The sequence below is a fragment of the Acidicapsa acidisoli genome, from assembly GCF_025685625.1.
GTDB classification, from domain to species: Bacteria; Acidobacteriota; Terriglobia; order Terriglobales; family Acidobacteriaceae; genus Acidicapsa; species Acidicapsa acidisoli.
The window spans coordinates 358,281-374,927 of sequence record NZ_JAGSYI010000001.1 but is presented as its reverse complement, the minus strand read 5'-3'; the positions used below and the strand labels follow the sequence as shown (position 1 = coordinate 374,927).

General features: G+C 54.2%; 16 protein-coding genes. 4 read left to right on the top strand and 12 right to left on the bottom strand.

What is annotated here, in order from left to right:
• Positions 1-3: 3 nt before the first annotated feature.
• Positions 4-2,376, bottom strand: a complete 2,373-nt coding sequence (locus OHL23_RS01465; RefSeq protein ID WP_263349996.1) for a type IV secretory system conjugative DNA transfer family protein — start codon at positions 2,374-2,376, stop codon at positions 4-6.
• Between the two features lie 594 nt (positions 2,377-2,970).
• On the opposite strand from OHL23_RS01465, the gene OHL23_RS01460 reads away from it, so the two are divergent.
• Positions 2,971-3,195 (top strand): hypothetical protein, encoded by a 225-nt coding sequence (locus OHL23_RS01460; protein ID WP_263349995.1) that lies wholly within the window; start codon positions 2,971-2,973, stop codon positions 3,193-3,195.
• 11 nt (positions 3,196-3,206) lie between these two features.
• Here OHL23_RS01460 and OHL23_RS01455 read toward each other — a convergent pair whose 3' ends face one another.
• Positions 3,207-3,407, bottom strand: coding sequence for a hypothetical protein (locus OHL23_RS01455; RefSeq protein WP_263349994.1), 201 nt, complete (start codon positions 3,405-3,407; stop codon positions 3,207-3,209).
• A gap of 646 nt (positions 3,408-4,053) precedes the next feature.
• On the opposite strand from OHL23_RS01455, the gene OHL23_RS01450 reads away from it, so the two are divergent.
• Positions 4,054-4,248 (top strand): hypothetical protein, encoded by a 195-nt coding sequence (locus OHL23_RS01450; protein WP_263349993.1) that lies wholly within the window; start codon positions 4,054-4,056, stop codon positions 4,246-4,248.
• Positions 4,249-4,655: 407 nt separating this feature from the next.
• Here the strand turns inward: OHL23_RS01450 and OHL23_RS01445 are convergent, their stop codons facing one another.
• The 10 genes from OHL23_RS01445 to OHL23_RS01410 form a co-directional block, all read right to left on the bottom strand.
• The gene (locus OHL23_RS01445) at positions 4,656-5,210 is read right to left on the bottom strand and encodes a hypothetical protein (RefSeq protein WP_263349992.1); all 555 of its coding nucleotides are present in this window, start codon (positions 5,208-5,210) and stop codon (positions 4,656-4,658) included.
• Between the two features lie 160 nt (positions 5,211-5,370).
• On the bottom strand, positions 5,371-5,646 hold the full coding sequence (locus OHL23_RS01440; protein WP_263349991.1) for a hypothetical protein: 276 nt from the start codon (positions 5,644-5,646) through the stop codon (positions 5,371-5,373).
• Complete coding sequence (locus tag OHL23_RS01435) at positions 5,643-5,906, bottom strand: hypothetical protein (protein ID WP_263349990.1); 264 nt, start codon at positions 5,904-5,906, stop codon at positions 5,643-5,645. The genes OHL23_RS01440 and OHL23_RS01435 overlap by 4 nt, the downstream gene beginning before the upstream one ends.
• 30 nt (positions 5,907-5,936) lie before the next feature.
• On the bottom strand, positions 5,937-6,158 hold the full coding sequence (locus tag OHL23_RS01430) for a hypothetical protein (protein ID WP_263349989.1): 222 nt from the start codon (positions 6,156-6,158) through the stop codon (positions 5,937-5,939).
• Positions 6,159-6,831: 673 nt separating this feature from the next.
• Positions 6,832-7,872: an IS110 family RNA-guided transposase gene (locus tag OHL23_RS01425; protein ID WP_263349988.1), complete on the bottom strand. Its 1,041-nt coding sequence runs from the start codon at positions 7,870-7,872 to the stop codon at positions 6,832-6,834.
• A gap of 515 nt (positions 7,873-8,387) precedes the next feature.
• Positions 8,388-8,951: a zinc-ribbon domain-containing protein gene (locus OHL23_RS29160; RefSeq protein ID WP_449701811.1), complete on the bottom strand. Its 564-nt coding sequence runs from the start codon at positions 8,949-8,951 to the stop codon at positions 8,388-8,390.
• 52 nt (positions 8,952-9,003) lie between these two features.
• Positions 9,004-9,351 carry a zinc-ribbon domain-containing protein gene (locus OHL23_RS29155; RefSeq protein ID WP_449701810.1) on the bottom strand — a complete coding sequence of 116 codons (348 nt, stop codon included), beginning with the start codon at positions 9,349-9,351 and terminating at the stop codon, positions 9,004-9,006.
• Between the two features lie 598 nt (positions 9,352-9,949).
• Entirely contained in the window at positions 9,950-11,269 is a 1,320-nt protein-coding gene (locus OHL23_RS01420) for a porin (RefSeq protein ID WP_263349987.1), read from the bottom strand.
• A gap of 521 nt (positions 11,270-11,790) precedes the next feature.
• Positions 11,791-13,152 (bottom strand): tyrosine-type recombinase/integrase, encoded by a 1,362-nt coding sequence (locus OHL23_RS01415; RefSeq protein WP_263349986.1) that lies wholly within the window; start codon positions 13,150-13,152, stop codon positions 11,791-11,793.
• A 434-nt stretch (positions 13,153-13,586) separates the two neighbouring features.
• Positions 13,587-14,093: a hypothetical protein gene (locus tag OHL23_RS01410; protein WP_263349985.1), complete on the bottom strand. Its 507-nt coding sequence runs from the start codon at positions 14,091-14,093 to the stop codon at positions 13,587-13,589.
• Between the two features lie 376 nt (positions 14,094-14,469).
• On the opposite strand from OHL23_RS01410, the gene OHL23_RS01405 reads away from it, so the two are divergent.
• Both OHL23_RS01405 and dcm read left to right on the top strand, forming a co-directional pair.
• The gene (locus OHL23_RS01405; RefSeq protein WP_263349984.1) at positions 14,470-15,264 is read left to right on the top strand and encodes a hypothetical protein; all 795 of its coding nucleotides are present in this window, start codon (positions 14,470-14,472) and stop codon (positions 15,262-15,264) included.
• A gap of 69 nt (positions 15,265-15,333) precedes the next feature.
• Complete coding sequence (gene dcm, locus OHL23_RS01400; RefSeq protein ID WP_317891642.1) at positions 15,334-16,623, top strand: DNA (cytosine-5-)-methyltransferase; 1,290 nt, start codon at positions 15,334-15,336, stop codon at positions 16,621-16,623.
• The last annotated feature ends 24 nt before the right edge of the window (positions 16,624-16,647 follow it).

Sequence of the window (16,647 nt, the reverse complement as noted above, 5' to 3'; positions counted from 1 at the left end):
CCGTCAAACGCTTCCCAATCTCGCCTTCAATCCCTCATCTTCGTAGGCAAAGTATTTCTTCAATCGTGCCGCCCTTGCGTTCACGGCCATGACGATCACCAGATCCTTGTAGTCAGGACCGGCCAGCACGTTCGGTTCAACGACTTTGACGTGGGTGCCGTCGATGACGCTTTCCTGAAATCCGATGTCGTCGGAAACCTTCTTGGCGGTTTCGTCGTGAAGACTTGGATTCATGAACATCCGGATGGCGCAGCCGCCGATCATCCCCTTGGCGTTGGGATAGGCCGTTCCAAGCTGACCGAGACTCTGGGCGAACAACCAGAGTTTGAGTCCGTACTGGCGACCGATTTCCAATGCCTCTTCGACCGGCGGCATATGTTTCAAGCGCGGAAGCTCATCCAGAATGAACAGGATGGGATGGACTCCATGCGCGGGAACTTGAGTCGAGGTTAGCGTGCGAATGTGCTGCGCGATGAATACACGCAAAAGGGAGATATAGCTGTCCACCTCGTTCGGCTTCAGACAAATGTAAACTGTCGGATTCTTGCCGCCACGAAGATCGAGCGGGCTCCAATCCGATTTCCGTGTGGCGCGCGCGATACGCTCGCCGTCCCAGGCACTCGTGCTGGACAATGCCGATTGCAACACACCGTCCCGCGTCCTCGGGTCCATGCTCGCAAGGGAATGTCCCGCGCGCATCATTGACGGAAAATCGGTGCGCGCTCCCAGATAGGCAACGAATTCGTCCCAGCCAACGCCGTGGAGAATGTCGAGAACGTCCCCCATAGACCGCTCGGCTACATCTTCCTCAAGGCAGACGCGCGCAATCGCAGCCGTCAGCACATCGCGGGCGCGGTTTTCCCAAAACGGGTCTTTCGCGCCGCTGGGAACGATCATCATATCGGCGAGAAAGCGGGCATCTTCCCAGAGATAATCGGGATCAGCACGGACCTCGGCGAGTGGATTGTAACCGTGGCTCGTCGCAGGGTCCAAAGGGCTGAACTTGTATACCGGACCCACGTTATCCCGACGCCACTTGCTCGTCTGCTCGTAGATTTCGCCCTTCACGTCGAGGACGACGGCAGCGCCTTTCCACATGAGCAAATTCGGGAACACCTGGCTCTGCGTCTTTCCGGACCCCGGAGGCGCAACGGTGATAAGTGAACCCTCGCCGTCGTAGTACCACCACGTGTCAGACGCTTTCTCGTCGAGGCCAAGAATAAGACCTCCTTCAACCGGCATGCCTTTCGCGCCGGATTTCAGAGGCGCACCCGGCACGAGGCCGCCGCCGTCGCCATGCAAACGCGAAGACAGCTTGTTCAGAATCGGGTCGTTGTTATTCCGCCTTATAGCGGCCTGAAGCCAGTTCAAGGTTAGATTGATCATGGGTTCGAGGCCGTTGCTCTCCTGATACCATCGAAGCGCATCAGACATCGACCTAATATTGGGATTGTTTTTGGGATATCTAGTCTGTCCGGTGATGGCTGCTTTTCCCTCCCCATAGATCAAGGCGAATCGGGCAAAATAGAAGTTATTTTCACCTCCAAAAAGTTCCAAATTGTATAAATGATATGCAGTCCGCAGTGCTTCTCTTTCGCGCGCAGCCATTGCCGACAATGATCTGGAGAAACTGCATTTTATGCCGCTCTCTTGAAGATCGAATCCCACATCCACTGCTCTTTTGTCAAAGATGCTGTCAATGTTCTGGCTTCTCTCGTCCTTCGTTGCACCGAATTTAGTTATCCTGTTTTGATTGCTGACACGCATCCGCCGGGCCTGTGCGCCTCGCAACCGCCAGACGCCCCATATTCCCAGGGCCAGTACGCCAATAATGACGCCCCAAAGCACAGCCGTGCCAAGCAAGGATGGGGATTCCGACGCGGTGGTCTTCTGAATTGGAACGTGACTTTGACGCACTGCTGCCGCCTGAGCATCTTGGCGCGCCTGCGCCGCCTGAATCTTTTGGTTCAGCGCCTGAATATGCTGGCGCGTCTGCCGAAAATACCCGAGATATTTCTCTTGTAAATCCGGCGTCAGGTAGCGCTGCAATAGTGGACCAATGAATGTCTCGTCGTTGTAGTATTGATCACGCAAGAGATTCCATTGATTACGCCTGGAGTTCTCATCGAGTCGCTGTTTGTTATCCGGATCTATCGTTCGATAAATGGCGGTTGAGAGAGAAGAGGCTGCTCCCGAATAGCGGCCATTCAGCGCCAACTCCTCAGTTGTCAGCCGTGGTCCTCCTGGTGCATCAGCCGTTCCAGAGAGAAAAACCACGGCATCGCTCAGACGCTTCAAAGCAGCCACTTGGCGTGCGGCGGTGTCAAGATCATCCGAACCATGGATGTCAGCAAGAACATGGTCTGGTTCTGGCATTTGCTTGAGAAACGCGGGCGTATTGTCGGGTAGGGGGGCTGCGGCGGGTGCGGCTTGGACTATAAGTTCAGCGATGCGCGGGGCCGTTGCATCAGGCCCTTGGGAAAAGCCCGGCGCAGCGAACAGGCACAGGGCGAGAGTTAGCGGTAGGTACCGCCATATCCTGCCGGCATTCAAGTATCGCTTGCGCACTTTGGTTGAGGGCTTAAGCCCGTTCAGGTCAGCGCCCAGTATAAGCCTTTCTGACCTAACTCCCTGAAACTTATTTTCAGCTTCAATCCTGCTGTTTTCTTCCGCGAAGCACGCACGAGTCTCCCTAACAGGCACTGCGTATAGCTCTGTCCAGCCAAGCTGCTCAGTTACGCCGTTCATGTGCATGGATTCTAGTCTTTCGTTTTCTTCCTTCTGCTAATTCCCCTCTCACGGGCCTTTTGAAGATTCCGGTTTCGCACGTCTTGGCGTGTGCAGCCGCAAGCGCAAGGCTCCTTCTCTTCGTTGCGGTCCTGCGGATGCGGCTCACGCCTGAGGACGCGCCCTCCCGTCAAGCATGAAAGGCCTCGGATGTCGGGGCCTCGAAGCAGAGGAGAAAAAGACATGAGAGTGATTACACGCAGCGAACTGGCATACCGCAGCAAGTACGATCTGGACGCGATACACGCCCTGGTGTTGCGGGAGATTGCCGATGCGAAGCAAGGGTCGCCGGAATTGCACAGCGCGATGGTGTCGCTGGAGAACATCCGTCGGGAGCAGGGGGCACGCAAAACGCCCCCCAAGGCCTCGCGGTCCGTAGACCCGCGCGCTCAACAGCACCCGGCGTAGCGATGTACCCTTCATTCGCCGACCAGCCGAGAAATCACGGCTATGCAGGCTTTAGCGCCTTGAATGTCGTTGCGTTGAATGGCTTCCTGGGCGTAGGTGGCCCAAGTGCCAATCTTCTTGAGGCCAGAGAGCGGGGAGCAGTTCTCCCAGACTTCCGGATTCGACAGATTCCGCAGTGCGTTGAGGGCATGGTGTTCGGTGGTCGTTGTCATGTCTATCTCCTTTGTGAATTACCCTCTCGGGCTTGTCCCCGATCAGCCACAGGACAAGGCCGTGGTGTCATAGAACGTCGGGGGGACCGCTTGCGGGGGGGCCGAGGGCTCGTCATTGACAACGCGGCCGACTGTGGCAGGGGCCAAGACGATGCTCGGGAGGTGATTCGCGGAGATAGCCGACAACACCGAAAACAGGACCAGGAAGCACGCTCGACTATGTGCGTCGTGTCCGGGCTGCGATGAGAGGTTAGGCCCAATCAATTCCTGCGTCCAAGACCCAGACGCTTACCATTCACTTCCTGCAAGATTATTTCCAGCTTCAATCCCGTTGCCGTTTTTCCAGCGAAGCACGCATCAGACTCCCGGATATAGGTACTGCGTAAACCTCTGTCCAGCCGGGCTGCTTAGTTGTGCAGTTCATGTGCGTGGATTCGAGTCTTTCGTTTTCTTCCTTCTGCTAACTCCCCTCTCACGGGCCTTTTGAAGATTCCGGTTTCGCACGTCCTGGCGTGTGCAGCCGCAAGCGCAAGGCTCCTTCTCTTCGTTGCGGTCCTACGGATGCGGCTCACGCCAAAGGACGCGCCCTCCCGTCAAGCATGAAAGGCCTCGGATGTCGGGGCCTCGAAGCAGAGGAGAAAAAGACATGAGAGTGATTACACGCAGCGAACTGACATACCGCAGCAAATACGATCTGGACGCGATCTTCGACCTGGTCTTGACGGAGATGGGTTATGCGTCGCACGGATCACCTGAATGGCAAAACTGCATGGTATCGCTGGATAACATCCGTCACGAGCGAGCGGCACGGAACAACATCACACGGCCTCGCGGACCGTAGAGTCTGCGTGCCTCACAGCTCACGGCGTACTGGCAGCGCTCTGGTCTATCCCTATTCCTATAACCTGCGCGAACAATCAATCATTATTCTGGCAATGATTTGTAATAATTTGTGATTAGAAGATGCCCTCTCCGACAGCTATAACTGCGGTGAATCTCAACTAAGACACAAGGAGAAGCCAATGCGAATTACGCGAAGGCTTGAGAGGCTCGCTGCCGTCTTCGCGCTGGCAGCCTCGGCCTCTCTGGGAGGCTTGGTGTATCAGCAAGCTCGGATAAATGAATCAGCGCCTGCAGCGCTGAATGGGGTTGCATCCGTAACCTTTGGGGTTGCCGGTCTGGTCGAATTGGCGCGTCTCAGAAGACACCCCCATTATCCACGACGTAGCTGATTGGTCGCCAAACGCCCTACTTTTTGCGATTCAGATCGCCGATTTTGATTTTTGCCTTCTCCGCATGGTCTATGAGGCTGCGGAGGATTGTCCCGAGCGGGAGCCCTTCTTCCGTGTCTCTTCTGAGTTCTTCTTTCTCCCCTTGTGAGGCTTCGAAGGAGTAGGAAACCAAACGTAGGCGATCAGCACAGTCCAACACAGATACTACATCGTCAAAGAGGATCGATATCTCAGTCGCAATGGCCTCGGCTTTGGCTTGAAAAGTCTTCAGAATCCTGCGACGGCCCCTTTGGAAGAAACTGGTGTTTTCAGTGTTTCCACGAAGCTCGTCGAGATTCTGTGTGAGGTCGATACCAGCTTTAACGCACTCAGCCCGCAAGTCACCCACCTGTTTGATGATGTCATCGGTCGCCCTGAGGACGGCTGCAGGAAGAGTGGCAACAAGTTCAGCTACGTTGGACGGGATGCCTGTTTGGTCCTGCAGATGTTCTTGGCAGATCTTGATCAACGCATTTGCGAGCGTTAAGCTGCCAGCCACAGTACCGATGATTGCGCCGGTGGCGGGTTCCATCGTAGCCTCCTGTCTGTGGCGCTCATCCCTTTTCTGGACTCGCCCAATAGCGCTCCCGCAAAGGTGCGGAGACGCGGGTAGTCTACATTCGCACTCTGGGCGATGTCGAGGCTAAACAGAATGCCACTCCACTCGAAGCGGTGGAGATTGGCTGAACTATTCACAGCGTACCTCCCGCAACGTCTTCCATTGCGAGCATCACGTCAACGTAGTTGACCGGGCCGCCAGCGGCGGTCACGGTAGACACACGAACCGTGCTGCAGAAATACCCGTGTTTCGCAAACGGGAGAGGAACGTCAGTCGGGTAAATGCTCCGCACCTGCAGGTGTGCAACGTCCTCGCCGAGGATGGCAGGCGGCAACCATTGCGGCTCGTAAGTGATTTCGAGCAGAATGCCATTCCACTCGAAGCGATGAAGTTCGGTTGAGCCGTTCATGGTGCACCTCCCGCAGCGTCCGGCTGTGCGGCAGTGGCAGTGCCGCCTGTTTGCCGGACGCGGAATTCGTCGCGGTCGTGAGGGGCCATCTGGCCTGCCGCGACTTCTTCTTCGAGGTCTTGAAAGAATTCGTCGAGAGCTGCCTGTGCTTCGGCCGCGGTGGCGAAGGTTTCCGGCTGCATGATGCCATTGGCCTCGGCATAAGACCATGTGTTAACCCAGCCGTAAAACAATGTGTAGTGCTGTACTTCGTAGGGCATGATGACCTCCTCTTATGGGAGGAAGAGCGCTTAAGCGCCCTTCCCCGGTTCGGGTTGAACAGTGCCTTTCGGCTTCGGCGGAAATGCCGAGTAGCGTTTGCCGCTGATGAGGAAGCTGTAACCAATCCCCTTCTTGTGGGCGAAGGCGACGCCGACGCGTTTGTTCTCCTTCTTTCCCTCACTCTCGACCGTGTAGAAGATGTAGAAGGCCGGTATCTGTTTTTCTTTGGATGTTTCGGTTTGTGTTGTCATGGGTCTTTCTCCTTTTTCGTGTTTGAACAAATCCCCGAAGGGACGAGTCCCCGTCGCTATGCGCGGGCGCGGCGTCAACAGGAAAATTGGGGGAAACCGCCCGCGGGGGAACCGAGGCTTCCTTCTTTAATGCGGTACGAGTCAATGGGCTTTTTCCTACTTTCCTCGTACGCAAAACAGGAGGAAGCGAATTTCTTGTTGACGCGGGAAGCGCCCGCTCGTGGCAGGGATCAGACGATGCCAGAGGGGTTTTTCAAGCACGGCCTCAAGGAGAACGCTGACAACACCGGAATGGCGACCACGAAACATGGTAACCAGCCGGATTGCTCAATCGAGCTCTTATCCGTAGAACGGAGGCAAGGTGAACTGCGCACGGGCGGCATCAGTCCCGTTTTGGCGCGGCGGGAATCAAAGGCGTCATCTGGAATGTCTCGGCAGGGATCATGCTTCTTTACGGAGTCTGCGCCGGCACATTGTGCGTTCGTTTAGTGCAGCTCCAAGTGACTGTCCATTTGAAGAGCGAGGGGAACCATCTGTTAATCGCAATGGCAATAAGAGCATGCCTTGCTGGAAGCCTCACGTTCTCACCTCTACCTCTTCCCGTCCTGCCGGACGGCCACGCCTTGCGGCGAAGACTATCTGACTCCTTATTCCTGTTGTTGTAAGGTTGAGATCAAGCTGCCATCACGGCAGCGGCCTCTTCGTTCACCTCGAATACCGTGCCGTCGCGCCACATGTCGTGCATGATGACCGCCAGCCTGCGGGCGACCGCCACGCAAGCCTTCTTCTTCGAACTGCGCTTGGCGAGACGCAAGCCCCAGACCTTGAGCGCGCTTGGTCTCCCAACTCTGCTCAACATGACCTTGGCAGCCTCGAAGAGATGTGAGCGCAGGAAAGCATCGCCGCACTTCGTAATATGACCGTCGTAGTCGACTTCGCCCGAAGCATACTTGCGCGGTGTCAGCCCCACGGCGGCACCGACCGCCTTCGAATGTTGGAACCGCTCCGGCCGGTCAACAAAGGTCTTGAAAGCGAGGGCCGTCAGTGGCCCTATGCCGGGGATGGTCATGAAAAGTCCGCAAATCTCATCTTTCTTTACCCAATCCAGAATCATTTTCTCCAGGACGTTGCATTGTTGGACAAGGTGACGGCGAACCTCCAGCATCGGAAAGATGTAGGCTTGCAACTCTTTATCGTCGTTGACCAACTCCCGGATGCGGCGCTCATACGTGGCCGGTGTCACCTTACCGGTTTTGTGTCCGAAGACTTTCAGAGTCCCACGGATCTGGCTGTCAATATCAAGCCGCTTGTCTAAAAGGCAGCGCCGGTTGCCGAGCAGCACGCGCAGCTTCTGGCTAGCATGGCTCTTGACGTGCACTTCCTTGAACCAGCCGGTGCGCATGATGTGTGCCAAGCCACGGGCATCGTTGCGGTCTGTCTTCACCTGCTGAGCCTGCATCGCCGCCTTGGCATGCCGGGTTTCGATGCAGATGGCTGGCCAGTCCGCTGCAAGCAACTCGTGGCAAAGCCATGGCGTCAGGCCGCCTGCTTCCAGGCCGACACGTTCCATTGGAAGCCCCGTCGCTTTCAAGTACTGGCTGATGGCAACAGGCTCTGTTGGCACTTCACTTTCCCGAATCACTTCACCATCTTGATTGACAACACATATAGCCGTGTTATTCAGGGATACATCTAAACCGCAGTAATACTTCATAGCCGTTCTCCGTTGTTGAGGTTGTTGTAGATAGCTGCTTCTACATCGGGAACGGCTTCTTTTACAGCCTCATATCACGATCTATAACAGCGGTGTTTAGGTGCACCGCATTACAGTATCTGTTGACGCGGGAAGCGCACGCGCATGGCAGGGATCAGACGATGCCTTAGGGGTTAGTCAACACGGCTTCAGGAGAAGAACTGATAGCGAAGAACTGACAAGAGAAATAAGGTTGCGGCAATATGCTGATGCGGGAGAGGGGAGCAAAAGGAGTGTGCCCTGTTCGGCCAGCGTTATGTCGTGACTGCCTATGATGCTTGTAGAAGCGTCAAAGGTACCCATGGCGGATCAGGCAGTGCTGCTGCAATCAAGCAGCACAGTAGCAACGGCAGGAACTCCCCCGGTGGCGTTGGCTGCGAAACACGGGGGTATGTATAGCCGCCGTATCGGTCCTGGTTATTTGCCCTCCTCCTCTCAACTTCTTTGAGTTCAGGAGCAGTCCTCAAGCCATTCCTTCAGCAAAGGAATGTGATTAGTTGAGGAGCTGGTTTGTATCTGTTCTTCCTCGCACAGGAAGGGCACCAGTGCCCCTGTGTAATGTTACGGGGAGCGGCCCCCCACTGGTGACCATCTTTGCATTTCCAGGTCAATTTCGTTCGGCTGTTTATATACTTTGCTGACAGGCATTTACCGTTTCTGCTGGTAGCTATTTGTTGCATCTCTTCAATCGTGACTAATGGCCTATCAGCACAGTCTGGGCACCAGTTCCCGTGTTTAATGTGGCTGGAGGTCGTCTCCCATCGATGATCCCATTTACACTGCCAAGCCAGCTTGGTTTTGTTGTTTATATATTCTCTTGATAAGCATTGGCCTCCGCGCTCTTTGGCTATCTCCCGCATCTCTTCAATCGTAACCACTGGCCTGCCAGCACAGGCCGGGCACCACCTTCCTCGTCTGACATTGTTTGGAACGGCTTGCCACTGATGACCCTCTCTGCATTGCCAAAGTAGCTTGGAGGTGCCGTTAATATACTTTGTCGATAAACATCCACCACCCCTGTACCTTGCTATATTCTGCATATCCAGAAGCGTAAAAGTCATGAGAATGTTCTCGTACTAAATGCAATTAAGTTTATTTGGTCTTCCATGCGCAGCGGGAGCACCAGTGTCCCTGTTTAATACTGCTGGGAAGAGCTTCCCACTGATGGCCTTTTTTGCATTGCCAGGCCAATTTCGCTCGGCTGTTTATATACTTAACTGACAAGCATCTTCCCCCTCTGCTCTTCGCTATTCGCCGCATCTCTTCAATCGTGCCTTTTTGCGTACCAGCGCAGGCGGGGCACCATTTTCCTAATTTGATGTTAAGAGGAGAAGCCTCCCATTGATGGCCGTCTTTGCATTGCCAAGTCAACTTGGTTCGGCTGTTTGTGTACTCGCGCGATAAACACGCGCCGCCTCTACTTCTTGCTATTTGGCGCATCTCGTCAATCGCGCCCAATTGGTTGCCAGCGCAGACGGGGCACCAGCTCCCCTGTTTAATCTGGGCGGGAGTACTATTCCATTTGTGACCCTGCTTGCACTGCCAGACCAGCTTTGTGGTGCTGTTTGTATATTTCTGTGATATGCACTGGCCTCCACGCTCCCGAGCCACTTCCTGCATCTTCTCAATGGAACCGCTCTGCATTAATTTCGCGCAGTGAGGGCACCACCTTCCCCGTTTAATGAGACTGGGGACGGCGTCCCACTGATGATTTTCCTTACATCGCCAGGTCAGTTTAGAGTCGCCTCTGACATATTCGCTCGACAAGCATTGGCCGCCCCTGCGACTTGCTATATTCTGCATATCCAGAATTGTAAATTTCACAAAACTGCTCTCATTCTAAGACTAATCACTCTTGCGCCGATCCGGAACGAACGGAATGCCGAGTGGCCATTATGCCGAAGCCAACGCGAAGGACAATCCAATTGTCGGTTACGTTCAGGAAAGTTATGCACTGACTGAAATCAACTGCCAATAGAAAAGAGGCGCTCCTTGCGAAGCGCCTCTTTCTTTATCGGTATCAATCAAATCGTATCGATTAGAACTGGATGTCCGTACCGATAGCAACTTGAGTGAAGTCGTTGGAGCCGCTGGTAATAGCAGTGCTGCCTGGGTTGATTGCAGTAGCGCCATCGAGAGCCGCGCCGTCAAATTTACCCCAAGCAACAGAACCACGGAAGGTCATGCCAGGAGCAAAGGTGTAGCCACCGCCGAAGGCGTATCGGGTCACTGTTATTTCATCACCAGGAGACCAATCGGTCGTTGTTGTTGGGCCGAGAAGAGGATCATTCGTCCTGTCGTGCAGATAGCTGCCACCGACATGATATGGACCATTGTCGTAGCCAAGACCGATATCATAAGTCTTGTCCGTAACGTTACCTGATGATGTTGCTGTATTATCTGTAGTTTCAGCTTCTTCACCTACTTTGCTTTCTTTGTAGATAGCACCGAGGCTAAAGCCGGAAACGGCCAGATTAGCGCCAAAGTTCCAGGTTTTAAGGCCGTTGGTAAGTTCATTACCGCCCGCACCTTCCGCTATAAGCGCATCGCCGAGGCTTGAACCGCTGTAACCAGCGCCTAAGCTGCCAGCAACGCCTTGGTATTCGCCGTCCCAACGTGCGCCAGCTTCCCAGAGGTTCTTGAACGTGGTTGCTCCACCGAGTGTAGCTGCAGGATCGTCATTCGTTGTGGCGCCGGTTGCAGGAGCAATACCTGATTGCGGTGCGAAGGAAGCGCCAACCTGGAAGCCGCTAAACTTCGGCGTCAGGTAGGTGATACGAGTGGTTTGACGGAAGTCATCCTGTGCGTAGCCCAGATCGCCGTTTGTAGCAGCGCCGAAAGCTTCGACGGAAGTGCCGTTACCTGCGCCAAACAGAGCGGCAAGACGTGTGTCTTGCGCACCAGTTGCCGGCGTCAGCGCCTGAATGCTGGTGCGGATACCATCGATGTTGCTATCAGCTGAAGGAGCAGCAACCTGTAACAGGTAAGCAGCGCCATCGGAGATACCGAGGTTAACACGACCCCAGCCGCCTGAACCGTAAGCGTATTCCTGGTTCAGATAAACGGTGTTGGTGCCTGCGTTGGCATCGCCGGTCGTGTTGTTGTTGGCGATAGAGAGGTCGGTATGCGCGCCGACGGTCAGGCCGTTATCCAGCGTCGCTTCGCCGTTAACGAAAACATCCGAATTCTGACGGAAAACGTATTGGTGCAGATCAGTGCCTGCGGGCGGGTTGTTATCAGCATACACGCCGTAGCCATCAAAATAGCCACCGAGCGACATTGTCAAAGCGGCAGAAGCAGGTGAGGACATCAGAGCCACACCTGCGATTGCTGTGCTTACGAGTAAGAGTTTTTTCATTCTGTTTTCTCCAGTTTGCCCCGTTAAGAAGGGGCGGGTTTGATAGAAGTGTTATATAAGGACTTATAAGCCAAACATCACACCGTTACTGAAGAAGCTAAGGCCATTTTTGGATTCGGTCAACGATACGTGCTCTCGGTATGTTATAAATGTGACCGCTGTTGTTCTTTTGCAACACCCTATCTGCTATTTTCCGAAACTAGGCAGTTACTTCTGCATTACTTATATATATGTGTCAAGGCACTCCACTACGGCGGGCGTCAACGTTAACTTCAAGGCGAAATAAGCTTGGTAGACCGGAGGGAAACTCTCATGAAGCAAGGTTCACACAAGCGGTTTGTCGGCGCAGATGATATTGCAGCCAGTTCGCTTTTGACCGGTAAGTATTTTTTATGGTTTCTCTTTAATCCAAGATGCAGGGCTGAACCCTGCCGATGGTGCTACGGGCAAGCCTTCGCCACGGGGAGCCGCTGAACGTCCCCTTTAGACGGATTTGTCAGGAGGACATCTGCCTCCTGTTTTCACAAATCCTCGTGTTCAACAGTTTCTTCGGCGTTTGCTTTCTTTAACTTCTTTGCCTTATTAGTCTTCTTTGCCTTCTTTGCTTTCCGAGTATTAATTAGTCCCGCGTCCAAGAGCGTTTTGATGTGTGCGGCATAATGCTTCTCAATCATCTCGACACTTGTACGACAGTTTTTAGATATCTGATAGATGTCTGCCCCTTCCGTCAGCCTCATGCAGATGTAAGTATGACGGAGGCTGTATGCCGTGCGGGGTTGATTGTCGCGGTCAAATTTTAGTTTCTTGCGATTGAGAAGATTGTTAAAGAGCTTGATATGGTTTGAGGGAAACAGTGGATCTTCCGGCTGCGGTAGTGCCGGCTTTTTGTTCTTATCTGGTTTCGTCTCCTCGCTTTCCTGGTTGAGAAAAGACGGCTTGGGACGGTTTAACAGTCTTTTGTACGGCGTAACAGCATTGGCCGTACTTTTGCAATAACCGACTCCGCGCTTGCCTCTGACTTCGATATGAAGAATGGTTTCGTTCGTATCTTCGTCGTGAACAATCTCTACGTCCCGGTGTTGCAAGTTCATAGCTTCATCAGGGCGCAAGCCGGTATTAGCCATTATCAAAACAAAGTCGTGCACCTGCTCCGCGCTCCATTTGATATGGCGCGGGGCTTTTAGAGCGTATGCACGTGTCGCAGTGTAAAGCTGCTTGTATTCGGCAGGGCTAAACCAAGGTCTATGAGAAACTTTACCTTGCTTTCTGAATGGCGGGGAAAGATCAGGCAGGCCCGCCAACCAGCCTTGACGCATGGCAGACTTCAGAACCAGGCGAAGTGTCACAATCTCATTATGAAGTGTTTTGTGGGCTGGTAGGGTCGGCTTAAAGCGCCGATTATCTTTCGAATGGGGGTTTTTCTCTTGGCGGGGCGTCATGCGGGATACACGGTATTGCTGGACCTTGCCCGAGCTTACCGCCGAAATCGGCAAATCGCCGAAGAAAGGCAGAAGGTGGATACGTAAGCGGATGGTGTGGCCTTCCACCCACCGAGGGCTCCTTTGGCCCTCGGTGATAATGCTATATTCCTTCATGAATTGATCCGCGACTTCGCGGAAGGTCTTTTCTTTAACCGCCTCCTCCTGCAACTCAAGCGTTTGCGGCAATGGCAGGATGCCTAATTCGGCCTTGCCTCGAAGCGAAATGTACCAGTCCTCTGCAAACTGTATGGCATTGTGAAGCTGCTCTTCCTTCGTGCTATAACGGAAGTTTTTGCCATTGAGATATGTGGCGGCCTGCCAGTACTTACTGTCGTCGCGCTTGAACACATAGGCTTTGCCACCGAGGACGGCATAGTTCTGTTGATTCTCTTGATCGTGCATCGCCTTTCTCCCACCGTGTAAGTACCGTGTAAGTACTATTATGACAGGAGAAGGTTAAGAAACAGTTGCTAAGTCATTGATAAATGGTTGCGGGGACAGGATTTGAACCTGTGACCTTCAGGTTATGAGCGCGAACCAGCTATTTCCAACCTACTGTAATTCCTATCAAAATTTCTATCCTGTCCTTATACGTGTAAGAAACCGTGTAAGTCAATAGCCCTAAAGTCTCACGTTTTCTCTTTCTGGGAGCCACCTGTTAGCTCGGCAAGGAGGGCCATTCGCGAGAAGCTGCTCCTCATAGCACTAAACAGGAACACTGGTGCTCTCTCTGTGCAAAGCAGAAGCTCTACTCCTTAATAAGTCGCAGATATGTATCGAAGGAGTGGTCTGAAGGAGGGGAGTAGATATCTAGAACAATTGCAGCTATTAACTCATTATACGTATCCCTGTATTTCACAACCGCCCGCACCGCCTGCGCCAGATGTTCCGCCGGTACCACCACTGCCACCGCCGCCGCCGCCCGGCGCAGTGCCCGCTGTACCGTTTCCTGATCCCGTTCCACCGTTGCCGCCAGCACCGCCATGACGCCGGTCGCCTGCGCGACCGGCGTCATGGCGTGGCTGCTTACAGTGCTTGCTGGAGCGGCAAAGGCGGCCAGCCGGTTGCGGCGGCCTCTTTCGCGGCGAGCGCGGCGAGTTCCGCATTCTTGAGATTCCCCCCGGCAGGTGCCGGGGTTGTTGTCTCGCCTCCTGCAAGGCTTCAAGTGTTTGAAGCATGGTGATGCGATTGAAATAGTTTTCGACGGTCGGCGTGAACCCTGCGGTCATGTCGGGATGGAGCGCAGCAGCGAGTTGACCTGCGTGAACCAGTCTCGGGGTATCGGGATGATCGGTTTTCTTCTGTACAGAATTGAGCATGCAGGCGGGGCAGAAGGTCAACAAGGACGCCCTGATCCTGCTCAAGACATCACTGCCAGGTATCGCCGGGGGTGCCGGGAATACGTTAGCCCCGGTTTTCGCGGGCTGCTTCAAGGCGCTGGAACGCGGCGTGTGTTGCGTAGGCGTACAAGCATATCTGGTCTGCTACTCTAGCGCAGGCGGCTATTTGAATGAGGCAAGTCATTCAAACGGCGGGCCTAACTCCTGCGACAGGATATTGATGGGGACACTTTCACTCGAAGCAATGCGAACGTACCTTTCGAGGAGCATCACGAACCTCAATCAGAACAAATTGAGAGGGCTGCTGGCCGAAGTAAATTTGCGCTCTTATCTCGCGGAGCAGGGGTTCGGAAATCGTATTTCCAGAGGCGGCTGGATCGTGCGAACGAAAGGGCCGGCGATATTCGGACAGTCGACCGTCGCTTTGTTTCCCGAAATTCCCGATCCCCTCGCCGACTACGCGGTTGATCGAGCGTTGCCGTACCCCGATCCAGGACTGCACACAATATGCGCCACTTTTCACCAGAGCGGCATTTCGAGTTTTTTCTGTGCGGCGACAGTTCCCGAAACGGACAATCCGGGTTCGCTGCGCTGGAACGCGATTCAGTTGGGTGTACCCGTGCCGCAACCATACGCGCCCTTGATAGAACGCCTTGCAGGAACGGGTTTCGTTCTGCGTGGCCGCAACTACAATTTTCTGAGATACACGGCCGACGCCGGCACGATCCCTGATCTGGCCGTGCCGGAAGAATTCGCCAAAGAACATCTCCGCATCACATTCAATACGAATTACATGGCAGAAATCTCCGACATCGACGGGTTGTTCTGGGGTAATCAGCACACATATCCGATTGAGATAAAGGAGAAGGCTCCCGCAGATTCCGACGACATGGGACTTTATTTCGGACTCGATATCGGACCATTTGTGAAACTCGCCTACTATGCGGCAAAGCGGGGTAATCTCCATTCACTCTACGTCGTTCGCGAAATCGACAATGCAACAGATCGGAATCTGGTTCGCTGGTCCTATATCACCTTCGATCATCTCGCACAGTTCGCATCCTGGGGTTCTCGCGCCGGCGGGACAAATATGCAGGGTGGCGCAAGCGCCGTGATCCGAATCCCCCGATCCGAGTTCACCGTCCTGACAGCTGCGACACTCGCGCAGCTATAGAAGGGTTTACGAAAAAAAACGCGTTTTCCTGGACATAAGGGACTGTTTTAGGACAAAATGTCCTCTGATATGCCCAGCGAATCTTTCTCGAATCTCCCTACCGAATCCCTGGCGCTCTTAGCCCAGGTACGCCAGCGCATGACACAACGCGAGATTGGGGAACACCTCCAGGTTGACCCCAAGACTGTGGGACGCTGGGAACGGCGCGAAACCGATTGCCCCAAATACGTCCAGGCGGCCCTGCGCGAGATGCTTCCGATGCGCGGCCGCAGCGAAGCTCCGAGCAGTTTTACCTTCATAGATTTATTCGCCGGCATTGGCGGCATTCGGAGGGGTTTTGAAAGCGCGGGCGGACGCTGCATTTTCACGAGTGAGTGGAATGAATGGTCAAAGAAAACCTACCGCCTGAATTTTCCGAGTGACGAGCATGAAATTGACGGCGATATTACGCAGGTCGATGCGGCCGACATTCCAGACCACGACGTTCTACTAGCGGGTTTTCCCTGCCAGCCATTTTCCATCGCCGGCGTAAGCAAAAAAAACGCGCTCGGCCGGCCGCACGGATTTGAATGCACAACGCAGGGAACGCTTTTCTTCGATGTGGCTCGCATCATCGCCGAGAAAAAACCGAAAGCATTTCTGCTTGAGAACGTAAAGAACCTGGTGAGCCACGACGGCGGCAATACGTTCCGCGTCATAAAGGAAACGCTCGCCAGGGAATTGGGTTACCACGTCCAGGCGAAAGTCATAGACGGCCAGAGTTTCACGCCGCAGCATCGAGAGCGCATCCTGATTGTGGGCTTCCGGGAAGCCACCGGTTTCAGCTTTGATGATTTCCAAAAACCGGCGAAGGGGCCGCTCCTGGGTTCGATCCTTCACCCTGAAGACGGCTCGGAAGAGGCAGAAGCGCCATTCACGACTGGCCCGCTGGCAAAGGTTCATTCCAAATATGTGCTGACGGAAAAATTGTGGGAGTACCTCAAGGGTTACGCTGCAAAGCATAAGGCTGCCGGCAACGGATTCGGATTTGGTTTGGTCACGCCCGAAATGACCACCAGGACACTCAGCGCCCGCTACTACAAGGACGGCTCCGAAATTCTCGTCAGTCGTGGCGGCAAGAAACGCCCGCGCCGACTCACCCCCAGGGAATGCGCCCGCCTGATGGGGTTCGACAGTCCGACCGGGAACAAATTCATCATTCCCGTCTCGGACACCCAGGCATACAAGCAGTTTGGAAATAGCGTCGTCGTGCCGGTGATCGCAGAAGTCGCGCGGCTCATGGCTCCTCATATCCGTATCCTGCAACGATACGAACAAACGGGAATCCTGGAATTGCCGCTGTTCGCGGATGCGAGCTAGGAGCGTATGAAGGCTGGCTATCTT

Excerpts from the sequence above, each read along its gene's own strand:
- OHL23_RS01465 (WP_263349996.1), bottom strand. The coding sequence starts at position 2,376 with ATGCCAGAACCAGACCATGTTCTTGCTGACATCCATGGTTCGGATGAT.
- OHL23_RS01460 (WP_263349995.1), top strand. The coding sequence starts at position 2,971 with ATGAGAGTGATTACACGCAGCGAACTGGCATACCGCAGCAAGTACGAT.
- OHL23_RS01455 (WP_263349994.1), bottom strand. The coding sequence starts at position 3,407 with ATGACAACGACCACCGAACACCATGCCCTCAACGCACTGCGGAATCTG.
- OHL23_RS01450 (WP_263349993.1), top strand. The coding sequence starts at position 4,054 with ATGAGAGTGATTACACGCAGCGAACTGACATACCGCAGCAAATACGAT.
- OHL23_RS01445 (WP_263349992.1), bottom strand. The coding sequence starts at position 5,210 with ATGGAACCCGCCACCGGCGCAATCATCGGTACTGTGGCTGGCAGCTTA.
- OHL23_RS01440 (WP_263349991.1), bottom strand. The coding sequence starts at position 5,646 with ATGAACGGCTCAACCGAACTTCATCGCTTCGAGTGGAATGGCATTCTG.
- OHL23_RS01435 (WP_263349990.1), bottom strand. The coding sequence starts at position 5,906 with ATGCCCTACGAAGTACAGCACTACACATTGTTTTACGGCTGGGTTAAC.
- OHL23_RS01430 (WP_263349989.1), bottom strand. The coding sequence starts at position 6,158 with ATGACAACACAAACCGAAACATCCAAAGAAAAACAGATACCGGCCTTC.
- OHL23_RS01425 (WP_263349988.1), bottom strand. The coding sequence starts at position 7,872 with ATGAAGTATTACTGCGGTTTAGATGTATCCCTGAATAACACGGCTATA.
- OHL23_RS29160 (WP_449701811.1), bottom strand. The coding sequence starts at position 8,951 with ATGCAGAATATAGCAAGGTACAGGGGTGGTGGATGTTTATCGACAAAG.
- OHL23_RS29155 (WP_449701810.1), bottom strand. The coding sequence starts at position 9,351 with ATGCGCCAAATAGCAAGAAGTAGAGGCGGCGCGTGTTTATCGCGCGAG.
- OHL23_RS01420 (WP_263349987.1), bottom strand. The coding sequence starts at position 11,269 with ATGAAAAAACTCTTACTCGTAAGCACAGCAATCGCAGGTGTGGCTCTG.
- OHL23_RS01415 (WP_263349986.1), bottom strand. The coding sequence starts at position 13,152 with ATGCACGATCAAGAGAATCAACAGAACTATGCCGTCCTCGGTGGCAAA.
- dcm (WP_317891642.1), top strand. The coding sequence starts at position 15,334 with ATGCCCAGCGAATCTTTCTCGAATCTCCCTACCGAATCCCTGGCGCTC.